21 protein-coding genes are annotated in these 23692 nt (G+C 75.3%); 15 read left to right on the top strand and 6 right to left on the bottom strand.

Going from position 1 to position 23692, the window contains the following annotated elements; translation table 11 throughout:
• Positions 1 to 245: 245 nt before the first annotated feature.
• Positions 246 to 1175, bottom strand: a complete 930-nt coding sequence (locus ACFW6A_RS37285; protein ID WP_386484965.1) for a TIGR03564 family F420-dependent LLM class oxidoreductase — start codon at positions 1173 to 1175, stop codon at positions 246 to 248.
• Positions 1176 to 1249: 74 nt separating this feature from the next.
• Between ACFW6A_RS37285 and ACFW6A_RS37280 the strand changes: the two genes are divergently transcribed.
• Complete coding sequence (locus ACFW6A_RS37280) at positions 1250 to 1753, top strand: HD domain-containing protein (RefSeq protein WP_386646231.1); 504 nt, start codon at positions 1250 to 1252, stop codon at positions 1751 to 1753.
• 262 nt (positions 1754 to 2015) lie between these two features.
• Here the strand turns inward: ACFW6A_RS37280 and ACFW6A_RS37275 are convergent, their stop codons facing one another.
• The 5 genes from ACFW6A_RS37275 to ACFW6A_RS37255 form a co-directional block, all read right to left on the bottom strand.
• Complete coding sequence (locus ACFW6A_RS37275) at positions 2016 to 2759, bottom strand: class I SAM-dependent methyltransferase (RefSeq protein ID WP_386646228.1); 744 nt, start codon at positions 2757 to 2759, stop codon at positions 2016 to 2018.
• Between the two features lie 190 nt (positions 2760 to 2949).
• Complete coding sequence (locus ACFW6A_RS37270) at positions 2950 to 3342, bottom strand: ArsR/SmtB family transcription factor (protein WP_386646225.1); 393 nt, start codon at positions 3340 to 3342, stop codon at positions 2950 to 2952.
• An 8-nt stretch (positions 3343 to 3350) separates the two neighbouring features.
• A complete protein-coding gene (locus ACFW6A_RS37265) occupies positions 3351 to 3710 on the bottom strand; it encodes a zinc ribbon domain-containing protein YjdM (protein WP_386646222.1) in 360 nt (119 codons plus the stop codon).
• An 80-nt stretch (positions 3711 to 3790) separates the two neighbouring features.
• A complete protein-coding gene (locus ACFW6A_RS37260; RefSeq protein ID WP_386646219.1) occupies positions 3791 to 5788 on the bottom strand; it encodes an NAD-binding lipoprotein in 1998 nt (665 codons plus the stop codon).
• 136 nt (positions 5789 to 5924) lie between these two features.
• Complete coding sequence (locus ACFW6A_RS37255) at positions 5925 to 6746, bottom strand: SDR family NAD(P)-dependent oxidoreductase (protein WP_386646216.1); 822 nt, start codon at positions 6744 to 6746, stop codon at positions 5925 to 5927.
• Positions 6747 to 7010: 264 nt separating this feature from the next.
• Here ACFW6A_RS37255 and ACFW6A_RS37250 point away from each other — a divergent pair, with 264 nt between their 5' ends.
• The 14 genes from ACFW6A_RS37250 (at position 7011) to ACFW6A_RS37185 (ending at position 23637) form a co-directional block, all read left to right on the top strand.
• Entirely contained in the window at positions 7011 to 8573 is a 1563-nt protein-coding gene (locus ACFW6A_RS37250; RefSeq protein WP_386482957.1) for a sensor histidine kinase, read from the top strand.
• Positions 8570 to 8971, top strand: coding sequence for a roadblock/LC7 domain-containing protein (locus ACFW6A_RS37245; protein ID WP_043225763.1), 402 nt, complete (start codon positions 8570 to 8572; stop codon positions 8969 to 8971). The genes ACFW6A_RS37250 and ACFW6A_RS37245 overlap by 4 nt, the downstream gene beginning before the upstream one ends.
• Entirely contained in the window at positions 8968 to 9324 is a 357-nt protein-coding gene (locus tag ACFW6A_RS37240; protein WP_351854525.1) for a DUF742 domain-containing protein, read from the top strand. The genes ACFW6A_RS37245 and ACFW6A_RS37240 overlap by 4 nt, the downstream gene beginning before the upstream one ends.
• Positions 9305 to 9934 (top strand): ATP/GTP-binding protein, encoded by a 630-nt coding sequence (locus ACFW6A_RS37235; protein ID WP_351854528.1) that lies wholly within the window; start codon positions 9305 to 9307, stop codon positions 9932 to 9934. The genes ACFW6A_RS37240 and ACFW6A_RS37235 overlap by 20 nt, the downstream gene beginning before the upstream one ends.
• Complete coding sequence (locus ACFW6A_RS37230) at positions 9931 to 11160, top strand: cytochrome P450 (RefSeq protein WP_351854531.1); 1230 nt, start codon at positions 9931 to 9933, stop codon at positions 11158 to 11160. The genes ACFW6A_RS37235 and ACFW6A_RS37230 overlap by 4 nt, the downstream gene beginning before the upstream one ends.
• Positions 11157 to 12392, top strand: a complete 1236-nt coding sequence (locus ACFW6A_RS37225) for a cytochrome P450 (protein ID WP_351854533.1) — start codon at positions 11157 to 11159, stop codon at positions 12390 to 12392. The genes ACFW6A_RS37230 and ACFW6A_RS37225 overlap by 4 nt, the downstream gene beginning before the upstream one ends.
• A gap of 273 nt (positions 12393 to 12665) precedes the next feature.
• On the top strand, positions 12666 to 14744 hold the full coding sequence (locus ACFW6A_RS37220; protein WP_386646210.1) for a carbohydrate-binding module family 20 domain-containing protein: 2079 nt from the start codon (positions 12666 to 12668) through the stop codon (positions 14742 to 14744).
• Between the two features lie 198 nt (positions 14745 to 14942).
• Entirely contained in the window at positions 14943 to 15872 is a 930-nt protein-coding gene (locus ACFW6A_RS37215; RefSeq protein WP_351854538.1) for an adenosine kinase, read from the top strand.
• On the top strand, positions 15869 to 17401 hold the full coding sequence (locus ACFW6A_RS37210) for a GMC family oxidoreductase (protein WP_386646207.1): 1533 nt from the start codon (positions 15869 to 15871) through the stop codon (positions 17399 to 17401). The genes ACFW6A_RS37215 and ACFW6A_RS37210 overlap by 4 nt, the downstream gene beginning before the upstream one ends.
• Positions 17398 to 18339, top strand: coding sequence for an aldo/keto reductase (locus tag ACFW6A_RS37205; protein ID WP_351854544.1), 942 nt, complete (start codon positions 17398 to 17400; stop codon positions 18337 to 18339). The genes ACFW6A_RS37210 and ACFW6A_RS37205 overlap by 4 nt, the downstream gene beginning before the upstream one ends.
• A gap of 61 nt (positions 18340 to 18400) precedes the next feature.
• Complete coding sequence (locus tag ACFW6A_RS37200; protein WP_386646204.1) at positions 18401 to 20413, top strand: radical SAM/SPASM domain-containing protein; 2013 nt, start codon at positions 18401 to 18403, stop codon at positions 20411 to 20413.
• Complete coding sequence (locus ACFW6A_RS37195) at positions 20410 to 21315, top strand: alkaline phosphatase family protein (RefSeq protein ID WP_386646201.1); 906 nt, start codon at positions 20410 to 20412, stop codon at positions 21313 to 21315. Before ACFW6A_RS37200 ends, ACFW6A_RS37195 begins: the two co-directional genes overlap by 4 nt.
• A gap of 1 nt (position 21316) precedes the next feature.
• The gene (locus tag ACFW6A_RS37190; protein ID WP_386646198.1) at positions 21317 to 22615 is read left to right on the top strand and encodes an MFS transporter; all 1299 of its coding nucleotides are present in this window, start codon (positions 21317 to 21319) and stop codon (positions 22613 to 22615) included.
• Positions 22612 to 23637: a TolB-like translocation protein gene (locus tag ACFW6A_RS37185; RefSeq protein WP_386646195.1), complete on the top strand. Its 1026-nt coding sequence runs from the start codon at positions 22612 to 22614 to the stop codon at positions 23635 to 23637. Before ACFW6A_RS37190 ends, ACFW6A_RS37185 begins: the two co-directional genes overlap by 4 nt.
• Positions 23638 to 23692 lie beyond the last annotated feature (55 nt).

The raw sequence follows: 23692 nt of genomic DNA, 5'->3' as shown, positions 1-23692 counted from the left end.
AACCTGCCCGCCCGAACCGGACCACAACCCCCGGACCGGATGCGTCCGGATCACGGTAACCCTGGCATCTTGCTGGGCAGTTGTGTTCTCGTGAAGTCACGGGGCCGTCGACGGACCACGGGCGGCCCTCCCGGGCGCGTCCGACGACCATGGCCTGTTCCGGCTTGCCGCCGGGCCGCCGTGCGGGGCCGGGGGTCCCGCACGGACGGGAGCGGGCGCACGGACGGAACCGGACGCGCGGGCGGTCAGCGAGCTGCGGAGAGTTCGCCCAGGAGCTTCCAGGTGCGCCGGCGGGCGTCCTCGCCGCCGAGGTCGGTCGCGGTGAACACGACTTCGGTGGCGCCGGCCTCGTAGTAGCGGCGGACCTCGGCAGCCACGGCCTCCTCGTCGCCGAGGACGGCCAGGCCGGCCGCGCCGTCGGCGCCGGACAGTTCGATGACGCGCTGGTAGGAGGGGATCCGTTCGTAGAGGGCGAGGGCTTCGGCGGCCCGGCGGCGCAGCCCGTCGGGGTCGGCCGTGACGACGCCGGGGACGAGGGCCGTGATCCGGGGCGCGGGACGGCCCGCCGCCCGTGCCGCGGCCGTCACGGCGGGCACGATGTGTTCGGCGAGGGCCCGCGGGCCGGCGAGGAAGGGCAGGATGCCGTCGGCGAGTTCGCCGCTGACGCGGAGGGCCTGCGGGCCCATCGCGGCGACCAGCACGGGCACGGTCGGGCGGGCGCCGGGGACGGCCGCCGGGTAGGGCGTCGTGGCGGTCAGCAGTTCGCCGTGGAAGTCGGCCCCTCCGGTCTCCAGGAGGGGCCGCAGGGCGGTCAGGAACTCCCGGAGCAGGCCGATGGGGCGCCGGTACGGGAGGCCGAAGGCGGTCTCGGTGAGGTGCCGGGTGCCGAGGGCGAGCCCGAGGTGGTAGCGGCCGCCGGTGGCGGCCTGGGCGGTCTGCGCCTGGCTGGAGACGAGCAGCGGGTGGCGGCCGAAGACCGGCAGGGCCGCCGTCCCCACGTGCAGGCCGGGCACCTCGCGGCCGACGATCGCGGCCAGCGCCGGCGAGTCGTACGCGAAGGACTGCCCGAACCACGCGGAGTGCAGCCCGGCTTCCCGGGCCTCGCGCGCGAGGCGCACGGTGTCGTCGACGGGGAGCTGCCGGGAGGTCGAGGAGAGCGTGATGCCGAGGGTCATGAAGGCGGCAACGGAGCGGCGCGGCGGGGGAATTCCTGTTCCGCATGAACACCGTGTGGCGGGATGATGGGGGCATGATGACGCTCGCCGAGGTGGACGCGCTGGCCGGCCGCGCGCACGCCGGTCAGACCGACAAGGCCGGTGTCCCGTACGTGGAGCACGTGCGGGCCGTCGCCGCCGGGCTCGCCCCGCTCGGGCCGGAGCTCGCCATGGCGGGGCTGCTCCACGACGTCCTGGAGGACACCCCGTGGACCGCCGGGGAGCTGCGGGCCGCCGGGGTCCCCGACCGGGTCGTCCGCGTCGTCGAGGCGGTCACCAACGAGCCCGGAGGCTCGTACGAGGAGAAGATCCGGCGCATCGCGCGGAATCCCGACGCCACCCTGGTGAAGATCGCCGACAACGCCCACAACAGCCGCGCGGACCGGGCGGCGGGGCTCGCGCCGGAGCCGCGCGAGCGGCTCGCCGCCAAGTACCGGGCGGCGCGGCGGGTCCTGTGGGCGGCGGCGGACCCCGCGCAGGTCGCGGCGATCCTGCGGATCGTCAATCCGGACCTCCTGTCCGAACTCCCGCGCGGGTAGGGCCCGCCGGGGTTCAGCGGTCCCGGTTCCGTGCGCGCGGGGCCCGGGGGGGGGCCGGACTCGGCGCGCAAGACCTTGCCGAAGCGGGCCGGCGTCACCGAGGCCCCAGCGGGCCGTCGGGGCGTACGCGGGGAGGTGGGCGGCACGCGGTCGGCGAGGTCCCCGGGGAGCCGGGGGCGGTCCCGGCGGGGTGGGGCCGGTCCCTGGGGGCGCCCGGCGGCGGCAAACCGCGGGGTGCCCCCAGGGGGTTGCGGGGCCGGTCTCAGGCGCGGCAGCGGAGGAGTTCGAGCGGAGGGTGGGCGAGGAGGTCGGCCCAGAACTCCTCGCCGTAGGCCTCGTGGCCCGCCGCGGAGATCCGCAGCGGCAGCCACTCCACGTCGCGGAAGCCGGCCTTCGCCAGGGCGTCCTCGTAGACCTCGCGGCGCGGGGCGGCGCCGACGATGCTGATGGGGTGGGGGTCGAGGAGGGCGGTGACCCGGACCCGGGGGCCCGTCTCGATCTCCTCGCCGGTCGGTTCGCAGCGGAAGCCGTACGTCTCCAGGGACGCGCAGTCGAAGGCGTAGTCGGGTTTCTGCGCGAGCACGTAGAACCGTCCTCCCGGCACCAGGCCGGCGTGGACGTTCGCGCACATGCGCTCCATCTCCGCGATCGATCCGGCGTAGTTGAGGCACTGCACGCCGAGCGCGAGGTCGAACGGCTGGTCGGGCGCCCGCAGTTCGGCGACATCGCCGACCTCGTAGCGCACGCCCAGCGGGTCGCGGGCCTCGATGGCGCGGGCGGCGGCGATCATCTCGGGGGAGATGTCGACGCCGAGGACGTCCGCGGCGCCGCGCCGCCTGAGCTCCCGGCTGTAGAAGCCGGTGCCGCAGGCGAGGTCGAGCACCGACCTGCCGGTGACGTCGCCGACCAGCTCCAGGACGCTGGGCACCTCTCCGTAGCGGGCGAGGGGCAGGGCCTTGAAGCCCTCGAACACCTCGCCGATTCCGTCGTACTGCCGCACCGTCATCGTGCCGCCCCCTCGTGGTCGTCGGGTGTTCCTCCGGGCACCGAGTCTGCGCCGCCCCCGCCCGGCCGCCGTACTGTCGGATGCCACGAGAAGACGGGAGGCGCACGCTCGTATCACCCAAGGGAACGCCCTGATCAGGGTGTTGCCGTCGAGGAGGGGCGAGGGGGCCCGCTCCCCCGCGCGGCCCGTGTCAGCGGCCGGGCCCGGGCTCCGGTTCCGGCTCCGGTCCCGGCGTCGGTGACGGCTGTGGTCCGGCCGCGCGCAGGTCGGCGAGGAGTTCGGCCTGGCCGGCGAGGACGCCGGAGAGGATGGCCCGCGCGACGGCGAGCAGCTCCGCCACCCGGGGGTCGGTGAGCGCGTAGTGCACGGCGGAGCCCTCGCGGCGGGCGACGACCAGGTTCGCGCGCCGCAGGACGGCGAGCTGCTGCGAGAGGTGGGCGGGTTCGACGGCGACCTCGGCGAGCATCTCCGAGACGGCGTGCTCCCGTCGGCTCAGCAGCTCCAGGACGCGGATGCGCACGGGGTGGCCGAGGGTCTTGAAGAACTCCGCCTTCAGCTGGTAGAGCGGCGCGGTCCTGGTCATGGCGGGGGTCAGGCCTTCTTGACCACGCTCGACTTGAGCTGCATGGGGCCGAAGCCGTCCACCTTGCAGTCGATGTCGTGCCCGTCGACGCCGTCCACGAGGCGGATGTTGCGGACCTTGGTGCCGGCCTTGATGCCGCTGGGGCTGCCCTTGACCTTGAGCGCCTTGACGACGGTGACCGTGTCGCCGTCGGCGAGCACGTTGCCCACCGCGTCCTTGATCACCTTGGCGCCGTCGGCCTCGGCCCCGGCGGCTGCCTCGCCGCCCGCCTGCCACTCGTGGCCGCATTCGGGGCAGACGAGCAGGGCGCCCATCTCGTAGGTGTAGACGCCGGAGCATTCGGGGCAGGGGGGCAGGTTCTCGTTCACCCCGCGATTCTACTGAGCGATGTGACCAATTGCGAAAAACGGCAAGTCGCCGGGGCGGCCCCGGCGCCCCGGCCTCCGCGTCACGCCGCCCCCACCACGATCAGCACGTCGCCCGCGGACCAGGTCCTGGACGCGGCCTTCGGCGGGTTGAGGCGGGGGCGGGCGGAGTCGCGGGGGCGGTAGCCGATGGCGGCGAGGCCCTGCCGGGCGGCCGCCGCGACCAGGTCCGCGAAGGCGGCCTCGGTGCCGGGCGGGAGGAAGTCGGCGGCGGGGCGGAGGCGGACTCCGTCGCCGGTGGGGGCGAACAGCTCGTCGAAGGCGGCCGCCAGGTGGCCGTTCTGGGACACCTGGGCCAGGAGCAGCGCGGTCAGCCGGCCGGTCACGAGGAGGTCGGTGCGGGGGCCCGCGGGGGCGAGGGGGCGGTTGCGGGCGTCGGTGAGTTCGGCCGCCACCGGCACGGCCCGGCCCGAGCGCCGCTCGCGCGCCCGGAGGTGGAGCAGGGCGACCAGGGTCCGGTCGTCGGGGTGCGGCCGTCCGTCGCCGCCCGGACCGGCGAGGACCACCACGTGGTCGTACGCCTCCGGCTCCGCCGGCACCGCGTCGCCGGCCTCCCGCACCGGCGTCACCCCGCCCCGCACCAGCCCCTCCAGCACCCGTTCGGCCCGCCCGTTCCAGCCGAGGACCAGGGCCCGCCGGGGCGCGGACGCCGGTGCGGGCGGGGGTGCCGGTGCGGGGGCGGGCGCCGGTGCGGGGGTGGGCGCGGGCGCGGGGGTGGGCGCGGGCGCGGGCGGGGCGGAACCGAGGGCCGCCGCGGTGGCGGGCGCGGGCGGTACCGCCGGTGCGGCGAGCGGGGGCCGGAGCACGGGCGCGAGCGTGGACGCCGGCGGGGGCGGGGGCGGGAGGACGATCGCGCGGTGGTCCTCGGCCAGGACGAGGAGGCCGTCGCCGGGGGCCAGCTCGGTGTCCGGCGGCGGGTTGAGGCGCGGGGTGCCGTCCCGCAGGACGATCCCGACCGCGCAGGAGTCGGGGCAGGCGGCGGCGAGTTCGCCGTAGCGGCGGCCGGCGAGGCCGGGCCGGTGGAGGGTGTGGAGTTCGGCGCCGGCGAAGTCCAGCAGGTCCTCCAGGACGAGCGCGAGGCCGGGCTCCAGGACGCACTGGACGAGCAGCCGGGCCGCCAGGTCGTCGACGTCCAGGACCACCGCGCCCGGCCCGGCGGCCAGGCGGGCGGTCGCCAGGTGGGCGCCGTCCCTGACCGCCGCCACGACCCGTACCGGGCAGCCCTCCCCCACCGCCGCCCGAAGCGCGAGGAGCGTCCTGATCACCTGCGCGTCACCGCCCGGACCGTCCGGCGGCAGCACCACGACCGCCTCCGCCGCCCCGGGGGTGACCCGCGCCAGGACGGCCGGGTCGGCGGGGCGGCCCCGGCGGCACAGCAGCCGGATCCGGCCGCGGGACGGCAGCGCGTCCCGCGCCTCCCGCTCCGTCTCCGCCTTGTCGCGGTCCGCCAGCACGACCACCGCGCCCCCGCGCCGCTGGGCGTGGGCGGCGAGCAGTTCGGCGACGACCGTGGGCCCCTGCTCGGACCAGCCGAGCACCACCGTGTGGCCGCGTTCGACCACCGTGGTCTGCCCGCGCTCCAGCTCCGCCAGCCGGTCGGTGATGGCGGTGGTGACGATGCCGACGAGGGTGGAGACGTACAGCAGCGACACCAGGGCCAGGAAGACCGAGAGGGCGACGCGCAGCGGCGGTCCGACCTCGCCGCCGAGCCGGAGGGTCTGGCCGACGGTCCGCCAGACGGTGGCCGCCTTGCCCTGGAGGGTGTCCGGCGAGGCGTCGTCGGTCCACACGAGCAGGGCGCTCACGGGCGCCACCAGGGACAGGCAGGCCAGGGCGAGCCAGGCGACCAGGGCGGTCACCCCGCGCACCACGGTCCGGTCGACCCAGTACCGCGCCCGGTCCCGCGCGCCCGGGCGCGCCGCGGCGGGCCCTCCCCCGGTCCGGCCGGCCGGTCCTGGGCCCGGCCGGGCCCGTCGGGGCGCCCGCTGGGAGGGGACCGTGAACTCGCGCTCCTTACGCACGGCAGCAGGGTGGCGGCGGTCCCGGCGGGAAACGCCGCCGATGCCCGCCGTTCATCCTTTCGGGCAGGCGCGCGGGCGGCAGGCGTTCGAACCGCGCCCCCGCCGTGCGCGTCCTCGCGCCCGGGGTGCGCCGGTTTCAGCTCCGGAGGTACGAGGCCCCGTTGAGGTCCAGGATCGTCCCGGAGGCCCATTCGGCGGCGGGCGAGGCGAGCCAGAGGACGGCGGCCGCGATCTCGTCGGGGTCGGCGACCCGCCCGAAGGGGCTCTGCGCGCGGATCGCGGCGCCTCCGGGGCCTTCGAGGCGGGGCGCGACCCGTTCCGTGGCGAAGAAGCCGGGGGCGACCGAGGCGACCGCGATGCCGTGCGGGGCCAGGGAGACGGCGAGGGACTGGCCGAGGGCGTGGACGGCGGCCTTGGTCGCGCCGTAGGCGGGGTGGTCGGGTTCGCCCCGGAAGGCGCCCCGGGAGCCGATGTTGACGATCCGGCCGGGCGTTCCCCGGTCGATCAGGCGGCGGGCGACGAGGTGGCTCAGGTTCGCGGTGGCGAGCAGGTTCACGGCGACGTGCCGCCGCCAGAGCTCCGCCCACTCCTCGTACGGCGTCTCCGCGAGGGGGTGCGGAAGGTTCACCGCGGCGTTGTTCACCAGGACGTCCACGCCGCCGCCGTCCCCGCCGAGGGCCGCGGCGGCCTCGTCGACGACCCGGGCCGCCTCCGCGGGGTCCGCGAGGTCGCCGCCGACCAGGACGTGCCCGCTCCCTTCGAGGGAGTCGAGGGTGGCGCGGGCGTCGTCGGCGCGGGTGCCGTAGTGGACGGCGACCCGGTCGCCGTTGGCCGCGAAGGCCCGGGCGACCGCCCGGCCGAGCCCTCGGGACGCGCCGCTGACGAGGACGCCGCGGCCTGAGTCGGGCAGCTTCACCGGGGTGCCTTCCGGTCGGGGACGTACCGTACGGTCCGTCATTCTGCCCGGAGGGCGGGGGCGGTGGGCGCGGCGGGGCGACGGCGGGGCCGGCGGACGGGCGGGGGCGGACCGGTGAACGGGCCGGTGGACAGGCGGGCGAACGGGCCGGTGGACGAGGTGGTGCGGAATCAGGGCCACCATTTGGAAGGTTTTGTGTCAGTCCGGATAGCGATCCGATCGGAGAGAGTTCCGAACCGATCAAGAACGCCTCTATAGTGCGGTCGTTCCGAACCTCCCTGTGCCTGCCTCTCGAGAGTCCGGTTGATGTCGGCGTCGCCCACCCCGTTCCGCCCTGCCCTGATCGCCTCCCTGCTGACCGTCGCCGCGGGTGGTGCGCTCACCGCCGCCGCGACGAGTGCCGCCCCGGCCGAAGTCCGCCCCTCACTGGCCTGGTTCGCGGTCTGCGGCGTGCTGCTCCTCGGCGCCGCCGCCTTCGCCGTGACCTGGTACGCGCGGACCGCCCGCGGCCTGACCAGACGGGCCGAACAGCTGGCCGCCCAGGTCGCCTCCCAGGACACCTACGCCGCCCGGCGCCAGACCGCCTTCGAGCGCGAGACCGACGCCCTGAAGGAGCGTCACGAGGCCGCGGTCGCCGCCGAGGCGGCCGCCCACGCGGCCCGCACCGACGAACTCGTCCGCGCCCAGCGGGCCGAGGCCGAGCGGCTCGCCGCCGGCCACGCGGCCGTGGTCGCCGGCCTGGAGCAGCGGCTGCGCCGCGCCGAGTCCGCCCGCTCCGCCGCCCTCGCCGCCGCCGCCAACGCGGCCGGCCGCATGCAGGCGCTGGCCACGAGCATGATGGCCGACCTGCGCGAGATGGAGCACCGGCACGCCGACGAGGACGTCCTCGCCGACCTGCTGCACCTCGACCACCGCACCGCCCAGGCGGGCCGGCTCGCCGACTCCGTCGCCGTCCTCACCGGCGCCCGCTCCGGCCGCCGCTGGGCCCGGCCCATCGTCATGGAGTCGATCCTGCGCGGCGCCATGGGCCGCATCGCCGGCTACCAGCGGGTCCGGCTGCACTCCAAGTGCGAGGCGGCCGTCGCCGGCCACGCCGCCGAGGGCGTCATGCACGCGCTCGCGGAACTCCTCGACAACGCCGCCAACTTCTCCCCGCCGAGCGCGGAGGTCCACGTCTACGTGGAGGAGGTGCCGGCGGGCGTCGTCATCACCGTCGAGGACAGCGGCCTGACCATGAGCGACGTGCAGCTCCGGCGCGCCGAGGCCGCCGTCGACGCGACGGCCCAGGACCTGGCCGGGCTCTCCGGCACCCGCCTCGGCCTGCACGTGGTCGGCCGGCTGGCCCGCAAGCACAACCTGTCGGTCTCCTTCCGGCCCTCCGCCCGCGGCGGCACCGGCGTCGTCCTGATGATCCCCCAGGAGATCGTCACCCGCGGCGCCGAGACCGCCGGGCCGCCCGCGGCCGAACGGTCCGCCGCGCCGCTCCCCGTACCCGCTCCCCGCACCGCCCCCGACGCCGCGCCGGCCACCGCGCCGCAGACGGCCCCCGAGGCCCCGGCCGGGGCCGAGTCGGGGGACGGGGCCCCGGCCGGGACGGACGGGGCCGGGATCCTGCTGCCCCGCAGGCGGCGCGGCAGGACCCTGGCCGCGCACCAGGAGAGCGGCAAGTCCCCCGCCGAACCGGCCCGCCCGGCCGCGCCCCGCACCGGCGAGGCGGCCCGCGCCCGCTTCGGCGGCTTCCAGAGCGGTCTGCGCGGCACCGGGACGCCGTCCGGCGAGCCCCCCGCCACCGGCCCCGCCGCTCCCCCCGCGACGGAACCGAACACGCCGCCCTCGAACCACCCCCATTCGGAAGGCAATCCGCGATGACCGGCACGACCACCGACGACAAGCTCAGCTGGCTCCTGGAGGGCCTGCTGGAACGGACCCCGGGCACCCGGCACGCCCTGGTCCTCTCCCGGGACGGCCTCAAGCTCTGCCGCACCTCCGGGCTCTCCGTCGACCAGGCCGACCAGCTCTCCGCCATCGCCGCGGGCATCCAGAGCCTGTCGCACGGCGCCTCCGTGGAGTTCGGCGACGGCACCGGCGGCGTCCGCTCCGCGATGGCCGAGTTCTACGGCGGCATCCTCTTCATCGTCGAGGCCGGGGAGGGCGCCCACCTCGCGCTCGTCGCCGACGAGGACGCCGACGCCGGGCTCGTCGGGCACAACATGACCGAACTGGTCGAGCAGCTGGGCGAGCACCTCGTCGCGAGGCCGCGGGGATGAGCCGCGTCAGGCCGGGTCGCGACGACTCCCCCGACCGGCTCTACACCCTGACCGGCGGCCGCAGCAGCTCCGCGTCGACCGCCTTCGACGTGGTCACGCTCGTGGTGGCGGAGAGCGATCCGGTGCCCGGCATGCAGTCCGAGCACGCCGCCATCCTGCGCATGTGCCGCTTCCCCACCGCCGTCGTGGAGGTCGCGGCCGGACTCGGGCTGCCGGTGTCGATCACCAGGATCCTCCTGGCCGACCTGCACGACACCGGCCGGATCAGCGCGCGGCACCCGCGCCCCACCTCGTACCGCCTTCCCGATCACGACATCCTGGAGCAGGTGCTCGTTGGACTCCGCAATCTCTGAGCAGCACCAGACCCTGAGCAGCACCGCCGACAACGGACTGAAGATCGTCGTCGTCGGCGGCTTCGGAGTCGGCAAGACCACCCTCGTCCGCTCGGTCAGCGAGATCCGCCCGCTGAACACCGAGGAGACCATGTCGCAGGCGGGCGAGGGCATCGACGACACCGTCGGCGTCGCCGCCAAGACGGCCACCACCGTCGCCTTCGACTTCGGCCGGATCTCGCTGGACGCGCGCAACGTGCTGTACCTGTTCGGCGCGCCCGGCCAGGAGCGGTTCTGGTTCCTGTGGGACCGGCTCTTCTCCGGGACGCTCGGTGCGGTCGTCCTCGTCGACACCCGCCGGATCGCGGACTCCTGGTACGCCGTCGACCGCCTGGAGCACCACGGCACCCCGTTCGTCGTCGCCTGCAACGACTTCGGCGGCCCCTCGCACACCCCCGCCGAGATCCGCGAGGCCCTCGACCTCGCCGACGAGGTCCCGCTGGTCTTCTGCGACGCCCGCTCGCGGGAGTCCAGCAAGCAGGTCCTCATCTCGCTCGTCGAGCACCTGAAGAACGTCGTCGCCGCCGACCCCGAGCACGGTCCGCGGCCCGTCCCGGAGCCCGCCCCGTGAACCCTGCCGAACCCGCGCCGGTCCCGCTGAGCGGGCCGCGCTTCCACACCGACCCCGTCGAGCTGTACCGGCGGATCCGGCGGGACCACGGGGCCGTCGCCCCGGTCGTCCTCGACGGCGACGTGCCCGCCTGGCTCGTCCTCGGCTACCGGGAGCTGCACCAGGTCACCAGCGACCCGGTGCTCTTCTCCCGGGACTCCGAGCTGTGGAACCAGTGGGACGCCATCCCCGCCGACTGGCCGCTGCTGCCCATGATCGGCCGCAAGCAGCCGTCGATCCTGTACACGGTCGGCGAGCGCCACCGCGAGCGGGCCGAGGTGATCTCCGCGGCGCTGGAGTCCGTCGACCCCTTCGAACTGCGGCGGCGCGCCGAGCGGTTCGCCGACGAGCTGATCGACGGGCTCTGCGGCAAGGGCGCGTGCGACATCATCGCCGAGTACGCGATGCTGCTGCCCGTCCGGGTGCTCGCCAGCATCTACGGCTTCGCGGACGAAGAGGGCCCGGCGCTGGTCACGGCGATGAACGACATGATCAACGGCGGTCCCGGCGCGCTGGCCGGCCAGCAGCACCTGGCGGGGTCGATGGGGGCGCTGCTCGCCGCGAAGACCGAGGCCCCCGGCGACGACGTCGCCTCGCGGATGCTCGGCAACACCGCCGGTTTCACCGTCGAGGAGGTCGCACAGGACCTCATGGTGATGATGGCCGCGGGCCACCAGCCGACCGCCGACTGGATCGGCAACTCGCTGCGGCTGATGCTGACCGACGACCGCTTCGCGGCCTCGCTCTCCGGCGGCCGGCACAGCGTCGGCGAGGCGATGAACGAGGTGCTGTGGGAGGACACTCCCACGCAGAACGTCGCCGGCCGCTGGGCCTCGCGCGACACCCACCTGGGCGGGAAGCGGATCGAGCGCGGCGACCTGGTGCTCCTCGGCCTCGCCGCCGCCAACGCCGACCCGCACGTCCGGGCCGCCGCAGGCGCCCTCACCGGCGGCAACAACGCCCACCTCTCCTTCGGTCACGGCGAGCACCGCTGTCCGTTCCCCGCGCAGGAGGTCGCCGAGACCATCGCCCGGACGGGCATCGAGGTCCTGCTCGACCGGCTGCCGGACGTCGACCTCGCCGTCTCCGAGACCACCCTGACGCGTCGCCCCTCCCCCTGGCTGCGCGGCCTGACCGCGCTGCCGGTGACGTACACCCCGACCCCCGCCCTTGGAGGGACCGCATGACCTGCCCCATCGACCACGCCGCCGCCGAGCCCGTGGTCCTCGACCCCTTCGTCACGGACCTCGACGGCGAGGGCGCCCGGCTCCGCGCGGCCGGTCCGCTGGCCCGCGTCGTGCTGCCCGGCGGCGTGCCCTGCTACGCGGTCACCCGCCACGCCGAGGCCCGGGCGCTCCTCACGGACTCCCGGCTCGTCAAGGACATCGGCCAGTGGGGCGCCTGGCAGCGCGGCGAGATACCGCTGGACTGGCCGCTGATCGGTCTCGCGAACCCCGGCAAGTCGATGCTGACGGTGGACGGCGAGGAGCACCGCCGGCTGCGCACCCTGGTCGCCCAGGCGCTCACCGCGCGCCGGGTGGAGCGGTTGCGGACCGGCATCGAGGCCCTGACGGCGGGGCTGCTCGACCGGCTCGCGGAGCGTCCGGCGGGCGAGACGGTGGACCTGAAGGCGGAGTTCGCCTACCCGCTGCCGATGAACGTGGTCGGCGAGCTGATGGGCGTGGACGCGGCGGACCACCCGCGGATGAAGGAGCTGTTCGACAAGTTCTTCTCGACGCAGACGCCGCCGGAGGAGGTGCCGCAGATGATGGCGGACCTCGCCACGCTCTTCGCCGGCATCGTGGCGGGCAAGAAGGAGTCGCCCGGCGACGACCTGACGAGCGCGCTGATCGAGGCCTCGGAGGACGGCGACCGGCTCAGCACGGAGGAGATCACCAACACCCTCCAGCTGATGGTGGCGGCCGGTCACGAGACGACCATCAGCCTGATCGTGAACGCCGTGGTCGCCCTGGAGACCCACCCGGAGCAGCGCGCCCTGGTCCTCAAGGGCGAGGTGCCGTGGGAGAACGTGATCGAGGAGACCCTGCGCTGGTCGACGCCGACCTCGCACGTGCTCATCCGGTTCGCGAGCGAGGACATCCAGGTCGGCGACCGGGTGCTGCCGAAGGGCGAGGCGCTGATCGTGTCGCACGGCGCGATCGGCCGGGACGAGGAGCAGCACGGTCCGACGGCGGGCGACTTCGACGTCACCCGCGAGCCGATCCGGCACATCTCCTTCGGTCACGGCCCGCACGTCTGCCCGGGTGCGGCGCTGTCCCGCCTGGAGGCGTCCGTGGCGCTCCCCGCGCTGTACGCCCGCTTCCCCGAGCTGCGTCTCGCGGTGCCGCGCGAGGAGCTGCGGAACAAGCCGGTGGTCACCCAGAACGACCTGTTCGACCTGCCGGTCGTGCTCGGCTGAGACCCCGCCGCCCCGCTCCGGGGCGTGCGCCGAGGAAGCCCGTCCCCTGAAGGGGGCGGGCTTCTTCTCGTATACGACGACGTGGGGGCGGTTCCGCGGAATTGCCCGTGTCCGATGCCTTGACGGCCTCCGGACGTCACACCTAGCTTGCTCAAGGTCTTGCTGAAAGTTACGGCAACTTCTTACAACACCCGTGGCCCGCCGCCCCGTTGACCGGTAGGGCGGGTCCGCGGTCCCCGCACCCGCATCCGCACCCCCACGAGGAGCACGCCCATGAGGTTCGGCCTCCCCCACGGCTTCGGACGGCCGGCGGCCGGTCTGGCGACCGCCGCGCTGGCGCTCGGCCTGACCACGGCCCTCGGCGCTCCGGCGCAGCCCGCCGCGGCCGCCCCGACCGCCAACGGCGACAAGAAGGTCACCGCCGTCCTGTTCGAGTGGAACTTCGACTCGATCGCCCGCGAGTGCACGACCACCCTCGGCCCCAAGGGCTACGGCTACGTGCAGGTCTCGCCGCCGCAGGAGCGCATCCAGGGCGGCGCCTGGTGGACCGCTTACCAGCCGGTCAGCTACAAGATCCAGGGCCCGCTGGGCGACCGCGCCGCCTTCCGGAACATGGTGGACACCTGCCACCGGGCCGGGGTGAAGGTCATCGCCGACGCGGTGATCAACCACATGACCTCGGGCTCCGGCACCGGCACGGCGGGCACGGACTACGGCAAGTACGACTACCCCGGCTTCTACTCCGACCAGGACTTCCACGGCTGTCGCCGCCCCATCGGCGGCAACTATTCCGACCGGTACAACATCCAGGAGTGCGAGCTCGGCGACACCGGCCAGCCCTCGCTGGCCGACCTGAACACGGGCAGCGACCACGTCCGGGGCCGAATCGCCGGCTACCTGAACGACCTTCTGTCGATGGGGGTGGACGGCTTCCGGGTGGACGCCGTCAAGCACATCGCGGCCGGCGACCTCGCGGCGATCCGCGGCAAGCTGAGCAATCCGAACGTCTACTGGGTCCAGGAGGCCATCCACGGCGCCGGCGAGGCCGTCTCGCCGAGCGAGTACCTGGCCACCGGCGACGTCCAGGAGTTCCGCTACACCACCGACCTCAAGCGGATCTTCGACAACGAGAAGCTCTCGTACCTGAAGAACTTCGGCGAGGCGTGGGGTTACATGCCCTCGGGCCGGAGCGGCAGCATGGTCGCCAACCACGACACCGAGCGCAACGGCAGCAGCCTCAGCTACAAGGACGGCTCCCGCTACACGCTCGCCAACGTCTTCATGCTCGCCCACCCCTACGGCACCCCCTCCGTCCACTCGGGCTACGAGTTCGGCAGCAAGGATGACGGCGCCCCCAACGGGCACGCGGTGAGCGCCTGTTACAGCGGCGGCTGGTCCTGCCAGCACGCCTGGCGCCAGATCGCCAACATGGTCGGCTTCCGCAACGCCACCGAGGGCACGGGGGTCACCGACTGGTGGGACAACGGCAACAACGCCATCGCGTTCGGCCGCGGGAACAAGGGCTTCGTCGCCGTCAACCGCGAGGGCGGCGCGATCACCCGGACCTTCCGGACCTCGCTGCCGGCCGGCACCTACTGCGACGTCCAGCACGGCGACCCCACCGCGGACGGCGGCTGCACCGGCACCACGTACGCCGTGGGCTCCGACGGCACGTTCACGGCCACGGTCGGCGCGAACGACGCCGTCGCCCTGCACGTCGGCGCGAGCGGCGGCGACAAGCAGGAAGAGGGCGACAACACCGCCACCGTCTACTACGGCACCGACAGGAACTGGCCGGCGTACAACCTCCACTACGCGCCCACCGGCGGCCAGTGGACCACCGCCCCCGGCACCGCCCTGGAGCCCGCCTGCGCCGGCTGGGTCAAGAAGACCGTCGCGCTGGGCTCGGCCGCCGGCCTGAAGGCCGCCTTCAACGACGGCTCCGGCACCTGGGACAACAACAACAGCGCCAACTACGCCCTGGGCACCGGCGACGTCACCGTCAAGGGCGGCATCGTCGGCTCCGGCAACCCCTGCGGTGGCGGCGGCCAGCAGACCGGGACCGGCGCCTCGTTCTCCGTCACCGCCACCACCGTCCCGGGCCAGAACGTCTACGTCGTCGGCGACGCCGCCGCCCTCGGCACCTGGGCCCCCGCCGCGGCCCTGAAGCTCGACCCGGCGGCCTACCCGGTGTGGAAGCTGGACCTGGACCTGCCGGCCGGCACCTCCTTCGCGTACAAGTACGTGCGCAAGGACGCCGCGGGGAACGTGACGTGGGAGAGCGGCGCGAACCGCACCGCGACCGTCCCGGCCTCCGGCCGCGTCACCCTCGCGGACGCCTGGCGCGGCTGATCCGCGACCGCACCAGGGGTGGGACCGGCCGCGCGCCGGTCCCGCCTCCGGCGTTCCCGGGATCCGTTCGCCCCTCCGGGCCCTTTTCCGCAAGGCTTTTCTGAAACAACCTGCAAGATCTTGCCGACTTGATCGGCTGACTGCTTAACTCCTCAGCGATCCGCGGTGGTTGCGGACCCCTTCCCGAGAGGAACAGCCATGAGCAGCGCGTACGACGTCCTCGTCCTGGGAGGATCGGGCGTCGACACCATCGTGTACGTCCCCGAGCTCCCGCTCCCGTACGCCGACAGCTACATGATCCAGCCCGGCATCGAGACCCGCGCCGGGCAGACGGGCGACTTCGTCGCCCTCGGGCTCAGCTCGCTCGGCCTGCGCACCCACCACATCGACATGATCGGCGACGACCCCTCCGGCGACCTGATCCGCGCCTTCCACCGCGACCGCGCCATCGACTTCACCGAGGTGCTCCAGCCCGGCGGCACCAAGCGCGCGGTCAACCTCGTCGGCCCGGACGGACGCCGGCTCTCCCTCTACGACAACAGCCGCTCCGACGAGGCCGACCGGCTCCCCGAGGACACCGTCCGCAAGCTGGCCGCCGCCAGCAGGCACGCGCACGTCTCCATCACCTACCCGTGCGCCCACGCCCTCCCGCTGCTCCACGAGGCGGGGCTGACCGTCTCCACCGACCTGCACAACTGGGACGGCGAGAACCCCTACCACGAGGAGTTCGCCCACGGCGCCGACCTGGTCTTCGTCTCCACTACGGCCCTGGCCGACCCGGAGGCCACCATGCGGCGCGTCCTGGAGCGCGGCCGGGCCGAGGTCGTCGTCGCCACCGCCGGCGCGGAGGGCTCCTACCTCCTCACCCGGGACGGCGGCGCCCCCCTCCACGTCCCGGCCGTCGCCCCGCGCGGACCGGTCGTCGACTCCAACGGCGCGGGCGACGCCTACGCCTCCGGCTTCCTCTTCGGCCGGCTGGCGGGCGAGCCCGTCGAGCGGTGCGCCCTCTACGGCGCGATCGCCGGCGCCTACGCCTGCACCGTGCCCGCGACCGGCAGCGACGCCATCGGCCGGACCGCCCTGCTGGCCGAGGCCGAGGCGCTGTCCGGGCCGGAGGGCGCCGCGTGAGCGCCGACCGCTTCGACGTCCTCGTCCTCGGCGGCGGCGTCGCCGGCTGCGTGCTGGCCGCCCGGCTCAGCGAGGACCCCGGCCGGTCCGTCTGCCTCGTCGAGGCCGGACCCGACCACGGCCCCGACCCGGCCGGCTGGCCCGCCCCGCTGCTCGACGCCCGCGCCCTGCCCCGCGAGGACCTGTGGGAGCGGAAGGTGGCCGTGCACCGCTTCCGGGCCCGGGTCGTCGGCGGCTCCTCCTGCGTCAACGGCTGCTGGAACACCTGGGGTTCGGAGGCGGACCACCGCGAGTGGGTCCGCGCCGGCGGGGAGCGCTGGGGCTCCGCCGCCATGGAGCCGTACCGCGCCGCCGCCGTCGACGCCATGGGCCTGCGCGCCGTCCCCGACCGCGAACTCTCCCCCTGGGCGCGGGCCGCCGTCGACGCGGCCCGCGAACTCGGCCACACCGAGGTCGACATGGGCCGCACCGGAGCACCCGGCTACGGCTTCCCGCTGCTCAACGCGCACGACGGCACCCGCTGGAACGCCGCCCTCGCCTACCTCGGCGCCGGCGTCCGCGCCCGCCGCAACCTGATGGTCCTGCCGCACGCCGTCGCCGACCGGCTGCTGGTCCGGGGCGGCCGGGTCGACGGCGCCGTCGTGCACGCCGACGGCGCCCCGCGCACCCTGCGGGCCGACCACTACGTCGTCGCCGCCGGGGCCTTCGGCTCCCCCGCGCTGCTGCTCCGCAGCGGCGTCGGCCCGGCGGACGAACTGCGCGCCCTGGGCATCCGCCCCGTCTCGGACCTGCCCGGCGTGGGCGCGGGCCTCAGCGACCAGCCCGGCGTCTTCGTCCCGCTCGCGCCGACGCCGGAGCTCGACGCGGCGCTCGCCGCCAAGGAACGCGACGGCGAACTGTACGTCAGCCGCGTCCTGTTGAGGGCGGCGAGCGCATACGCCCCCGAGGACGGCTGGGACCTGCACGTCCTGCCCTCGGCCGGGCCACCGCTGTTCGGCTCGCTGCCGCCCGGCCGTTACGAGGCGGGCGTGTCCGCCTTCCTCATGAAGCCGGTCTCCCGGGGCTCCGTCCGGCTCACCTCCGCCGACCCGCTCGCCCCGCTCGCCCTCGACCCCGGCTTCCTCACCGACCCGGAGGGCCGCGACCTGGCGGTGCTCCGTTCCGGCCTGGAGACCGCCCTCCGGCTCGCCGGGTCCCCCGCCCTCAAGGCGCTCGCGAGCCTCCCCGGGGGCACCGCCCCGCACCTGCTGGGCGACGACGAGCTGCGCGCCCGCACCGGCACCTACTGGCACCCGGTGGGGACCTGCGCGATGGGTCCCGCGGACGACCCCGCGGCCGTCGTGGACGGCGAGGGCCGGGTCCACGGCCTCGCGAACCTCACGGTGGCCGACGCCTCGGTGCTGCCGACCGTCCCGGCCGCCAACACCCAGCTGCCGGTCCTCGCCACCGCCGAACTGCTGGCCGCCACCCTGATCGCCGGCCCCGGCGCACGGCCGGAGGCCCCCACCACGAAGGAGCGTCCCGCGTGACGGAACACCCCGCCCGGGGCCGCCGCCTGGTCTACGGCTGCATGGGCCTCGGCGGCGACTGGGACCCCCTGCCGTACGGTCCCGCCGACGTCGACCGCGCCGAGGCCGCCGTCGAGGCGGCCCTCGCCATCGGCGTCACCGCCTTCGACCACGCCGACATCTACCGGTACGGGAAGTCCGAGGCCGTCTTCGGCGAGGTGCTGGCCCGCGCCCCGGGCCTGCGCGAGCGGATCACCCTCCAGTCCAAGTGCGGCATCCGGCTCCCCGAGAACGGCCGGCCCGGCTTCTACGACCTGCGCGGCCCCAGCGTCCTGCGCCGCGTCGAGGAGTCGCTGACCCGGCTGCGCACCGACCGCCTGGACGTCCTGCTGCTGCACCGGCCCGACCCGCTCGCCGATCCGGAGGAGCTGGCCGCCGCGCTCTCCTCGCTCCACCGGCAGGGCCTGGTCGGGCGCTTCGGCGTCTCCAACATGAACGCCGCCCAGATCGCGCGGCTCCAGTCCTTCCTGGACGTGCCGCTCGTCGTCGACCAGCTGGAGATGAGCCTGCGCAGCCGCGCCTGGGTCGAGGAGGGCGTCCTGGTCAACACCCCGGCCGGGGCGGAGGTCGGCTTCCCGTCCGGGACGGTCGAGTACTGCGCCGAGCGGGGCATCGAGCTCCAGGCCTGGGGCGCGCTCGCCGGCGGCCGGTACGCCGACCCGGCGGCCGGGCCGGCCGCCGCGCTCGTCGGCCGGCTCGCCGAGGAGCACGACACCACCCCGGAGACCGTGGTGCTGTGGTGGCTCCAGCGGCACCCCGCCGGGATCGTGCCGGTGATCGGCACCTCCCGCCCCGAGCGGATCCGTGCCTGCCGCGACGCGGTGGGGCGGGCCCCCGGCCTCGGCCACGAGGAGTGGTACGCCCTCTGGACCGCCGCGCGCGGCGCCCCGCTGCCCTGACCGGCCCGGCCCGCACCCGCACCCGCACCCCCGATCGGTTCCCCCTGTACGGAGAGAGTCTGTGACCACCACCGGCGCGCCGCCGGCGGGCTCGTTCGAGTCGGCCCGTTTCTACATCACCTTCCGCTGCAACTCGCTGTGCGGCTACTGCAACGTCTGGCAGGACGACAAGTTCAAGGGGTACGAGGAACTCACCCTGGAACAGGGCCGCCGGATCCTCGACGAACTCCACGCGCTCGGCGTCCGCTACGTCGACTTCACCGGCGGCGAGCCGGTGCTGCACCCGCACATCGACGGCATCGTGCAGTACGCGAAGAAGCTCGGCATGACCGTCGAGATCACCAGCAACGGCATCCGCTTCGCGAAGCACATCGACGCGATCGTGCCGCACGTCGACACCATGAACGTCTCCCTGGACACCCTGCGCCCGGAGCGCTACCGGGCCATCCGGGGCGTGCCGACGCTCGACCGGGCGCTCGACGTGATCCGCTCCGTGGTGGCCCGCGGCGACGCCGGGCACCTCAAGCTGATCTGCGTGGTGACCCGCGAGAACGCCGACGAGGTGCCCGACCTGCTGCGCTTCGCGCAGGAGAACCGGGTGACCGTCTACTTCTCCACCATGTTCGAGTACTTCGACGAGCAGGACACCGTCCGGGACGTCAACCGCACCGCCCGGAAGCTGAAGCTGGTGGAGCAGAACGGGCGCCCGGCCGGCGGCGGCTGCGCACCGGAGCGGCCCGCGCCCGGTCCCGACGACGGCTCCATACCCGACCTGCTCCTCGGGCTGCTGTACGCCCCGTTCGCCCTGGTCAACCTGCACTTCCGGAAGTACGTGGAGACGCAGGACCCGTCGGCGCCGACGCAGTGCTACGCCAACAAGCGGATCCTGACGGTCGGTCCGGACGGGCGGCTGGTCCTGCCCTGCTACCACGCCTTCGACAACTCGGTCGCCTGGGAGCGGCCGCTGGCCGAACTGGTGCGGGACGAGGAGTTCCTGCGGGTGCGGGACGAGGAGGTCGGCTTCCGCCCGGAGTGCCGGGGCTGCACCGTCTTCCCGTACGTGGGGCTCTCGTTCAGCTACCGCTTCGACAAGGTCTTCCTCTACCAGGCGCTGTCCGAGGAGATCGCCAAGCTGAAGACCCGCTTCGTGAACCCGCTCTTCCCCCGCCTCGCGGTCGAACCCGGCCCGCTGCTCGCGGAGTTCGCCACCCTGGAACGCTTCATCGACGAGGAACTGCCCGCCGCGGGAGAGCCACTGACGGAGCACCACCTCTACCGCTTCGACGTCACGGACACCGGGGTCCGCACCGACTTCGCCGCCGGGGAGACCTCGGTCGAGGAGGTCCTCGCCGACCACGCCGGCGAGCAGTGCTGGGGCGTCCAGCGCTCCCCGCACACCTGGATCCGGCTGCTCTACCGCGAGCTGCTCCCGCTGCTCGGCGCCCTCGCCGACCGGGGCCTGCTCCCCCGGCAGGGCCACGAGGAACTGGTCGGCGGGGTGTACGCGGTGCAGCTCGCCTGGTGGCGGGCGTACCTCGGGCGCTACGCCCGGGGCGGCGGGGCGCTCGACACCCGCGACGCCGACGCGACCGTGGCCCGCTTCCTCGCCGCGACGGCGGCCCTGCTGCCCGAGGCGCCGGAGTCCGCCCGGGTGCGCGAGATCCTGCTGCACGCCGGGTGCGTCCTGGCCCTGCCGGCCGGGGAGCTGGCCCCGCTCGCCTCGGCCGCGCCGTTCCCCGAGGCGGACCTGCTCGCCAAGCACCTGCTGCTGCTCGCCCCCGGGGAGGAGCTCGCGGCCTACGCGGCGCTGCTCCCGGAACCCGCCGCGGCCGCGCTGCGCGGCGAGCCCCGCCCCCTCGGGGACGACGGGCCGCTCGGCCGGCTCCTGGACGGCTCCCCGGGCACGGACCTGCCCGCCCTGATCGACGCGGTGCGCGCGCTGCGCGCCGAGGTCCCGGCGGAGGAGCTCGCCGCGCTGCTCCTGGCGCGCGAACTGCGCGACCCCGCCCTGGTCCGGCGGCGCGGCGCCGCGCTGCGCGACCCCGCCGGGTCCGTCGCGGGCGGTGCGGCGTGAGCGCCCGGGAGGCGGGGAGGAGACCCCGCGCCGCGGTCCTCACCGCCGCCGGGGCGCTGGCCGCGGCGCTCGGTCTGGTCGCGGTGTGGGCGCTGGGCCGGGGCGCCCCGGAGGAGGGCCGGGCCTCGGGGCCCGTGCTGCCGCGCCCGGACCACGTGGTGGTCGTGGTCTTCGAGAACAAGGCGTTCGAGGACGTGCTCGGCAGCGGCGAGGCCCCGTATCTGGACTCGCTGGCGAAGGGCGGGGCGACGCTCACCCGCTCGTACGGGCTGACCCACCCCAGCCAGCCCAACTACGTGCAGCTGTTCTCCGGCGGGATGCAGGACGTCCTGGACAACAGCTGCTACGCGCCGGGGTTCAGCTCGGCGCCCAACCTGGCCTCGGAGCTGATCGCCGCCGGGAAGACCTGGGCCAGTTTCAACGAGGGCCTGCCCGCGCGGGGTTCGACGGTCTGCGAGGCCGGCCGCTACGCCCGCAAGCACAACCCGTGGTTCGCCTTCTCCAACGTGCCGGTGGACACGGCGCGGACGATGGACGAGTTCCCGGAGGACTTCACGACGCTGCCCACGGTGTCGTTCGTCGTCCCCGACCTCTGCAACGACATGCACGACTGCCCGGTCCGCACCGGCGACGCCTGGCTGAAGGAGCGCCTCGGCGCGTACGCCGCCTGGGCCCGGACCCATGACAGCCTCCTCGTCGTCACCTTCGACGAGGACGACGGGCTGGCGGGCAACCGCATCCCGACCGTGCTCTACGGGGAGCCGGTGGTGCCCGGCAGCACCTCGGACGAGAAGTACCACCACTACGACGTGCTGCGCACCCTGGGCCGGCTGGCCGGCCTCGACCGGCACCCCGGGCAGGCCGCGGCGGCCCGGGAGATCACCGGCGTGTGGGCGGTCTGAGATGTACCTCGCGGACGGCCGGGAGCGCCCCGGCCCCGGATCCGCGGCGGACGGCACCCGGTCCCCCGGCCGGGTGCCGTCCGCCGTGTGGGCGCTCGGCGCCGTCAGCCTGCTCACCGACGTCTCCGCCGAGATGGTGACGGCGGTGCTGCCGCTCTACCTGGTGGCCGGCCTGGGACTGTCGCCGCTCGGCGTCGGCCTGGTGGACGGACTCCAGCACGGCGTCACCGCCCTCGTCCGGGTCCTGGCCGGCCACGCCGGCGACCGCTGGGGGCGGCACAAGACGGTGGCCGGTGCCGGCTACGCGCTGTCGGCGCTCTGCAAGCCGCTGCTCCTGACGGCGCAGGGGCTCGCGTCGGTGGGTGCGGTGATCGCGCTCGACCGGATCGGGAAGGGCGTCAGGACCGGCCCGCGCGACGCGCTCATCGCGCGGGCCGTGCCGCCGGCGCTGCGGGGCCGCGCCTTCGGGGTGCACCGGGCCATGGACACCGCCGGGGCGCTGCTGGGGCCGCTGCTCGCCTTCGCGGTGCTCCTGGGGACCTCGGACGGGGCGGTGGCGGGGCCGGGCGCGTACGACGCGGTGTTCACGGTCAGCGCCTGCGCGGCCGCCCTGGGGCTGACGGTGCTGGTGCTCTTCGTCCCGGGGCGGCCGGTCCCGGGGCGGGAGGCGGAGGCCGGGGCCGCGGCGCGGCCGCGGCTCGCGGAGGCGGCCGGGCTGCTGCGGGACCGGGGGCTGCGGCGGATCGCCTGGTGTGCGCTGTGGCTGGGCGGCTGCACGGTCGGCGACACCTTCGTGTACCTGGTCCTCCAGCGGCGCACCGGGCTGTCGGACGGCTCCTTCGTGCTGCTGCCGCCGGCCACGGCCGCCGTGTTCCTGCTGCTCGCCGCTCCGTTGGGGCGGCTCGCCGACCGGGTCGGCCGGTGGCGGGTCTTCCTCTGCGGGCATCTGGCGCTGCTCGGCGTGTACGGGCTGCTGCTGAGCGGCGCCGGGTCCCCGGCGCTCCTGGTGGTGGTGCCGGTGCTGCACGGCACGTTCTACGCGGCGACGGACGGGGTGCTGATGGCCGCCGCGTCGGTGCTGGTGCCGGCCGGGCTCGGCGGGACGGGGCTCGCGCTCGTCCAGTCGGCGCAGGCTCTCGCCCGGTTCGGTGCCTCGCTCGTCTTCGGCGCCCTGTGGCAGGCGCGCGGCGACCGCTTCGCGCTCGCGGCGGCCTCGGTGGCGCTCGTCCTCGCCGTCGCGGCGGCGGGGCGCCCGGGTCCGGCCGCGCCCGGACCCGGCGCACGGGGAGACAGCCGATGACGCCCCTGACGACCCGCCGCCGCCTCCTCGTCCTGTCCGCCGTCACGGCGGGGCTCTCCGGGGTGGCCGGCGTGTCGGTGCTGCGCGGCGGCGGGGCCGGTCCGGGCGGTACGGCTCCGGGGCCGCCGGTCGCGGCGGGGCCGGTGGCGCTGGCCGGTCCCGGCGGGCGCCGCATGGTGGCGCGGAACCTGGTGTGGGGACCGTACCGTGACGCCCTGTCGGTGGTGCCGGCCGACGGCCGGGACGGCCCGAGGACCGCGTCGGAGGTCCGCTGTCTGCGCTTTCACGCGGCGGCGGGGACCGGGGTGTGCCTCCAGGCGGTGCCGGGCGCGACGGGGCCGGGCTACCGGGCGGTGGTGCTCGACGCGGAGCTGCGGGAGGTGGCGCGGCACGCGCTGCCGGGGGTGCCGAGCCGGGCCCGGGTGGCGCCGGACGGGTGCCGGGTGGCGTGGACGGTGTTCGTGGGCGGCGACTCGTACGCGGGTTCGGCGTTCTCGACGCGGACGGCGGTGCTCGACCTGGACCGGGGCCGGCTGGAGGCGAACCTGGAGGAGTTCGCGGTGGTGCGGGACGGGCGTCCGTACCGGGCGGCGGACGTGAACGTCTGGGGCGTCTCCTTCGGCGCGGACCCGGACGTCTTCTACGCCACGCTGGCCACCGGGGGCACCGCGCACCTGGTGCGGGGCGCCCTGCGTGCCCGGACGCTGACGGTGCTGGCCCGGAACGTGGAGTGTCCGTCGCTGTCGCCCGGCGGGGACCGGATCGTGCACAAGAAGCGGGTGCCGGGGCTGCCCGCGGAGGCGCCCTGGCGTCTGTACGGGCGGGACCTGGCGACCGGGCGGGAGTGGCCGCTGGCGGAGGCCCGGAGCGTGGACGACCAGGTGGTGTGGGCCGACGCGCGGACCGTGGTGTACGCGCTGCCGGGGGACTTCGGGGCGGACCTGTACGCCGTCCCGGCGGACGGGAGCGGGTCCCCTCGGCTGGTGGCGCGGTCGGCGGTCTCGCCGGCCTTCCTGGACTGACGGCGGACGGCGGAACACGGCGGCGCGGGGCGGGCGGCGGGGGGGGGGGGGGGGC

This window comes from Streptomyces sp. NPDC058758 (assembly GCF_042746075.1).
GTDB lineage: Bacteria > Actinomycetota > Actinomycetes > Streptomycetales > Streptomycetaceae > Streptomyces.
The sequence above is the reverse complement of the archived record's forward strand: the minus strand, read 5'-3'. Positions and strand labels throughout refer to the sequence as shown.